This is a genomic window from Pseudonocardia sp. 73-21 (assembly GCF_001899645.1).
GTDB lineage: Bacteria > Actinomycetota > Actinomycetes > Mycobacteriales > Pseudonocardiaceae > Pseudonocardia.
On record NZ_MKVV01000018.1, the window covers coordinates 1 to 6,307 of the forward strand.

Here is a 6,307-nt window from a genome sequence, read left to right on the forward strand (position 1 = left end):
CGACAGTGCAGACGACAGTGCAGACGACAGTGCAGACGACAGTGCAGACGACCGCGCAGACGACAGCGCAGACGACCGCGCAGATGACCGCGCAGACCGCGGCGACAGCGCACCCTCACCGACCATCCCTGCCTCCTGCGGCTCGACCGGTCGCCCATCCTGCCAGGGGCCACGGACGTGGTCGGCGGCCCCCGTCGGGCGCGATACCCTGACGGGCCCACCCTCTTCCCGACGAATTGCAGGAGCACGCGATGCCCTCCCCCCGCCCTGTGCAGCGTTCCGCCGGGCAGCAGCCCGACGGCCCACTGCACGGCGTGCTGGAACCGATCGTCACCGGCGCCGGGTTCGAGCTCGACGAGCTCGACGTCCGCGTCATCGGCCGCCGCCACACCATCAAGCTGGTGGTGGACTCCGACTCCGGCGTCGGGCTCGACGACATCGCGCACGTCTCCCGCGCCGCGTCCGAGGAGCTCGACAAGCACGAGCACCTCATCGGCGGGTCCTACACGCTCGAGGTGACCTCGCCCGGCGTCGACCGTCCGCTCACCTCACCGCGCCACTGGCGCCGCGCCCACCTGCGTCTGGTCGCCGTCCGCACCCGGGACGGCGGCACGCTCACCGGCCGGGTCGGCACGGCAGGCGAGGAGTCGGTGGAGCTGCTGGTCGCCGGCGTCAAGCGCCCGCTGCGCTACGCCGACGTCGAGCACGCCGCCGTCGAGGTCGAGTTCAACCACCCGCCCGCGGCCGAGCTCGCACTGCTTCAGGGGACCACCCCGGAGGGATCGCAATGAACGTCGACATCGCCGCCCTGCGCGCCATCGAGCGCGACAAGGAGATCCCCTTCGAGACGGTGATCGAGGCCATCCAGACGGCCCTGCTCACCGCGTACAAGCACACCGACGGCCACCAGCCCGCGGCCCGCATCGACATCGACCGCAAGAGCGGTCTGGTGCGCGTCATGGCCACCGAGACGGCCGAGGACGGCTCCCAGACCGAGTGGGACGACACCCCCGAGGGCTTCGGGCGCATCGCCGCCACCACCGCGCGCCAGGTGATCGTCCAGCGGCTGCGCGACGCCGAGCACGAGCGCACCTTCGGCGAGTTCGCCACGAAGGAGGGCGAAATCATCGCCGGTGTCGTGCAGCGCGACGCCCGCGCCAACGCCCGCGGCGTGGTGATCGTCCAGCTGTCACCGCAGACCGAGGGCGTGCTGCCGCAGGCCGAGCAGGTGCCCGGCGAGAACTACGCCCACGGCGAGCGGATCCGCTGCTACGTCGTGGGTGTCACCCGCGGTGGGCGCGGCACGCAGATCACGTTGAGCCGCACCCACCCCAACCTCGTGCGCAAACTGTTCGCGCTCGAGGTGCCGGAGATCGTCGACGGCTCGGTGGAGATCACCGCGGTCGCGCGCGAGGCCGGGCACCGCTCGAAGATCGCCGTGCGGTCCACCGTGCCCGGCGTCAACCCCAAGGGCGCCTGCATCGGCCCGATGGGCGCGCGGGTGCGCGGCGTCATGAGCGAGCTGGCCGGAGAGAAGATCGACATCATCGACTGGGACGAGGACCCCGCCACGTTCGTGGGCAACGCCCTGTCCCCGTCGAAGGTGGTCTCCGTCACGGTGCTCGACGCCAAGACCCGCACCGCGCGCGTCGTCGTCCCGGACTTCCAGCTCTCCCTCGCCATCGGCAAGGAGGGGCAGAACGCCCGGTTGGCGGCCCGGCTCACCGGGTGGCGCATCGACATCCGCAGCGACGCCGACCCCCGCGGCGCGGTCGACGCCCCGGAGTCGGAGTCGGTCGGCTGAACGGCTCGGTCTCCGCCGGGGGGAGAAGGACGCGCACCCCTGCGCTACACTCGGCAACGGCCAACGACCACGGCTCGACTCCCGCACGCCCCGCTCCAATTCGGACGTGCGTCGGTTGCCGAACCCGGTCACCGGCCGACGGTCTGTTGCGTGTCGTCGCGGTGGACGGGGTGGTCACCCCGGATCCGCGCCGACGGCTCCCCGGACGAGGTGCGTGGTTGCATCCCGTTCCGGAGTGCCTGGACCGTGCCGAGCGTCGCTCGGCGTTCCCACGGGCGCTCCGCGTCCCGGGACCGCTGGACGTCACCGCGGTGCGGGCACATCTGATCGTCGTCAGCGGAGTTCGGGACACACCCGATCTCGACACCACAGGAAGCAAGGTCGACCCGTCATGAGCCAGTCGTGAAGATCGCACCATGAACGTGCTTCGACACTAGGTTCGAGGTCGAGCGGGACCAGCCGCCGGCCTCCGAGAAACAAGGAGTGCAGTGGCAGGCAAGGCCCGTGTGCACGAGCTCGCTAAAGAGCTCGGCATCTCAAGCAAGCAGGTCCTGAGCAAGTTGCAGGATCTCGGGGAGTACGTGAAGTCTCCCTCCTCCACCGTCGAGGCCCCCGTCGCCCGCAAGCTGCGGGAGTCCGTCGGCGGCGGCAACGGTTCCCCCAAGCCCGGTCGTCCCGGCCCCGTGCCCGGACCGCCCCGTGGCAACACCCCCATGCCCGGACCGCGTCCGGGTCCGCAGCGTCCCGCGGCTCCGCAGGCCCCGGCCGCACCGGCCGCGCCCGCTCAGCCGGCCGTCTCGCCGGCCCAGCCGGCCGTCTCGCCGGCCCAGCCGGCCGAGGTCAGCCGCCCCGCGGCGGCGTCGGCCCCGGCACGCACCGATTCCCCGCGTCCCGCCGGCCCCGGCCCGCGTCCCGGACCTCGTCCGGGTCCGGCCGCCCCGGCCCGCCAGGAGCCGGCCGCGGCGCAGGCCCCGGCGGCTCCGTCCCGTCCGGCGCCCCAGCAGGGTGGGCAGCCCGCTGCCGCATCCGGTTCGGGCACGGTCGTCCCGCCCAAGCAGGCCGGCCCGCGTCCCGGCCCGAAGAGCGGCCCGCCCCGGGTCGCCAACAACCCGTTCGGCGTCGGTTCCGGCGCCCCGCCCCGCCCGGCCCCCCCGCGTCCGGGCCCGCCCGCGGCTGCGGCCCAGGGTGGATCGGCTCCGGCCGCACCCGCGCAGGGTGCTCCGGGCCAGGGTGCTCCGGGCCAGGGTGCCCCCGGCCAGGGCGGACCACGTCCCGGTGGCCCGCGTCCCGGTGGTCCCCGCCCGGGTGGCCCCGGTCAGGGCGGTCCGCGTCCCCCCACTCCCGGCAACATGCCGCCGCGTCCGAACCCCGGCATGATGCCGGCGCGTCCGGCCGCTCCGCGGCCGGGTGCCGGTCGTGGCGGCCCCGGTGGCCCCGGTGGTCGTCCCGGTGGTCCGGGCGGTCGTCCCGGCGGTCCCGGTGCCGGTCGTCCCGGTGGCGGCGGCGGCGGCTTCCGTCCCGGTGGCGGCGGTCCCGGTGGTGGCGGTGCCCCCGCAGGCGGCGGCTTCCGCGGTGGTCCCGGTGGCGGCGGTGGCCGTCCCGGTGGTCCGCGTGGTCGCGGCGGTGCCGCGGGTGCGTTCGGCCGTCCCGGCGGGCCGGCCCGCAAGGGCCGCAAGTCGAAGCGGCAGAAGCGCCAGGAGTTCGACTCGATGCAGGCTCCCTCGGTCGGCGGCGTCCGCCTGCCGAAGGGCCGTGGCGAGACGGTCAAGCTCGCCCGCGGTGCCTCGCTGACGGACTTCGCCGACAAGATCAACGCGAACCCGGCCTCGCTGGTGCAGGTGCTGTTCCACCTCGGTGAGATGGTCACCTCCACCCAGTCGGTGTCCGACGAGATCCTCGAGCTGCTCGGCACCGAGATGAACTACGTGGTGCAGGTCGTCAGCCCCGAGGAGGAGGACCGCGAGCTGCTCGACAGTTTCGACATCTCCTTCGGCGAGAACGCGGGCGACGACGACGACCTCGAGTTCCGGCCGCCGGTCGTCACGATCATGGGTCACGTCGACCACGGAAAGACCCGACTGCTCGACACGATCCGCAAGGCCAACGTCCGCGAGAGCGAGGCGGGTGGCATCACGCAGGCCATCGGCGCCTACCAGGTCCTCACGGAGCTGGAGGGCAACGAGCGTCCGATCACGTTCATCGACACCCCGGGCCACGAGGCGTTCACCGCCATGCGTGCCCGTGGTGCGAAGAGCACGGACATCGCGGTCATCGTGGTCGCCGCCGACGACGGCGTCATGCCGCAGACGGTGGAGGCCATCAACCACGCCCAGGCGGCCGACGTGCCGATCGTCGTGGCGGTCAACAAGATCGACGTCGAGGGCGCCAACCCGGCCAAGATCCGCCAGCAGCTCACCGAGTACAACCTGGTGGCCGAGGAGTACGGCGGCGACACGATGTTCGTCGACATCTCCGCCAAGCAGGGCACCAACATCGACGCGCTCCTGGAGGCGATCCTCCTCACGGCGGACGCCTCGCTGGACCTGCGGGCCAACCCGAACATGGAGGCCCAGGGCGTCGCGATCGAGGCCCACCTCGACCGCGGTCGCGGTCCGGTGGCCACGGTGCTGGTGCAGCGCGGCACGCTGCACGTCGGCGACTCGATCGTCGCGGGCGACGCCTCCGGGCGCGTCCGGCGGATGCTCGACGAGCACGGCGCGGACGTCACCGAGGCCTTCCCGTCGCGTCCGGTGCAGGTCATCGGCTTCACGTCGGTGCCCGGTGCGGGCGACACGTTCCTCGTCGTCGACGAGGACCGCGTGGCACGGCAGATCGCCGACCGCCGCCGGGCCCGGGAGCGCAACGCCGAGCTGGCCGGCCGTCGCAAGCGCGTCAGCCTGGAGGACCTCGACGAGGCCCTGAAGGAGACCAACCAGCTCAACCTGATCATCAAGGGCGACAACTCGGGTTCCGTCGAGGCACTCGAGGACGCGCTCCTGAAGATCGAGGTCGGCGACGACGTCGAGCTGCGGGTCATCCACCGCGGCGTCGGTGGCATCACCGAGGGCGACATCAACCTCGCCATCGCCGACAACGTCATCGTGCTGGGCTTCAACGTCCGGGCCGAGGGCAAGGCCACGGAGCTGGCCAACCGCGAGGGTGTGGAGATCCGGTACTACACCGTGATCTACCAGGCCATCGACGAGATCGAGCAGGCGCTGAAGGGCATGCTCAAGCCGGAGTACGAGGAGGTGGAGCTCGGCCACGCCGAGGTCCGCGCGGTCTTCCGCTCCTCGCGCTTCGGGTCGATCGCCGGTTGCCTCGTGATGGACGGGCTGATCCGCCGCAACGCCAAGGCCCGGTTGCTGCGCGACAGCGCGGTGGTCGCCCAGAACCTGACGATCAACTCGTTGAGGCGCGTGAAGGACGACGTGGTCGAGGTCCGCGAGGGCTTCGAGTGCGGTCTGACGCTCGGCAACTTCAACGACGTCAAGGAAGGCGACATCATCGAGACCTACGAGGTCCGCGAGAAGCCGCGCGCCTGATGTCTCCGTGCGGCAGGTCGGGTGCACGCCCGGCCTGCCGCACGGGATGATCGACCCGTCGACGTACCTGCTCCCGCGGAGGCGGCATGATCAGGGCATGTACGTCGGAGCACTGGAGCTGGACGTCCTCCTCGGGGACGTGCACTCCTTGAAGGAGAAGCGTTCGCTCGTCCGGCCCGTGCTGGCCGAGCTGCGCCGGAAGTTCGAGGTGTCCGTCGCCGAGGCGGGCCACCTGGATCTGCGCCGGCGTGCGCTGGTCGGCGTCGCGGTCGTGGCGGCGGATGCGGCGCACGTCACCGAGGTGCTCGACCGGTGCGAGCGGCTCGTGGCCGCCCGCCCGGAGCTCGAACTGCTCTCGGCCCGGCATCGCATGCTGGGCCCGGAGGACTAGTCCCGAAGGAGTTGTCACCATGGTGGATCCACCGCGCGCCCGCAAGCTCTCCAAGCGGATCTCGCAGATCGTGGCCCATGCGCTGGAGCACGAGGTCAAGGACCCGCGGCTCGCGTTCGTGACCATCACCGACACGCGGGTCACCGGTGATCTCCAGGAGGCCACCGTCTACTACACGGTGCTCGGCGAGACCATCGACGCCGAACCCGACCTGCAGGCGGCCGCCGCGGCACTGAACTCGGCCACCGGTGTGCTCCGCTCGCTGGTCGGGGCGGGCACCGGTGTCCGGCGCACCCCGTCCCTGACGTTCGTCGCCGACATCGTCCCGGACGAGGCGCGTCGCATGGAGGAACTGCTGGCCCGCACCCGCGAGTCCGACGCCGAGGTGGCCCGGCTCGCGGCCGGGGCCCAGCCGGCGGGCGACGCCGACCCCTACCGCACCCCGCGGGAGCAGGACGAGGAGGAATGAGCCCGCCCGACGACGTCATTGCTGCCGCGGAGGCGCTGTGAACACCGCCGACGTTCTTTCTCCCGCGGAGGCGCTGTGAACACCGCCGACGTTCTTTC

At 72.3% G+C, this 6,307-nt stretch carries 6 protein-coding genes; all 6 read left to right on the forward strand.

The features are described 5' to 3' along the window. Positions 1 to 251 precede the first annotated feature (251 nt). The 6 genes from rimP to rbfA all read left to right on the forward strand — a co-directional run bounded on the left by rimP (position 252) and on the right by rbfA (position 6,209). Positions 252 to 791 (forward strand): ribosome maturation factor RimP, encoded by a 540-nt coding sequence (gene rimP, locus BGP03_RS04160; protein ID WP_296366307.1) that lies wholly within the window; start codon positions 252 to 254, stop codon positions 789 to 791. After that, positions 788 to 1,804: a transcription termination factor NusA gene (gene nusA / locus BGP03_RS04165; RefSeq protein ID WP_296366308.1), complete on the forward strand. Its 1,017-nt coding sequence runs from the start codon at positions 788 to 790 to the stop codon at positions 1,802 to 1,804. Before rimP ends, nusA begins: the two co-directional genes overlap by 4 nt. Beyond that, a complete protein-coding gene (locus BGP03_RS04170; RefSeq protein WP_296366310.1) occupies positions 1,729 to 2,199 on the forward strand; it encodes a YlxR family protein in 471 nt (156 codons plus the stop codon). Before nusA ends, BGP03_RS04170 begins: the two co-directional genes overlap by 76 nt. A 93-nt stretch (positions 2,200 to 2,292) precedes the next feature. Further along, positions 2,293 to 5,349, forward strand: coding sequence for a translation initiation factor IF-2 (gene infB, locus BGP03_RS04175; protein ID WP_299735497.1), 3,057 nt, complete (start codon positions 2,293 to 2,295; stop codon positions 5,347 to 5,349). A 97-nt stretch (positions 5,350 to 5,446) separates the two neighbouring features. Continuing rightward, positions 5,447 to 5,740, forward strand: coding sequence for a DUF503 domain-containing protein (locus tag BGP03_RS04180; protein ID WP_296366313.1), 294 nt, complete (start codon positions 5,447 to 5,449; stop codon positions 5,738 to 5,740). 19 nt (positions 5,741 to 5,759) lie between these two features. After that, a complete protein-coding gene (gene rbfA / locus BGP03_RS04185; protein ID WP_299735501.1) occupies positions 5,760 to 6,209 on the forward strand; it encodes a 30S ribosome-binding factor RbfA in 450 nt (149 codons plus the stop codon). Positions 6,210 to 6,307: the final 98 nt, after the last annotated feature.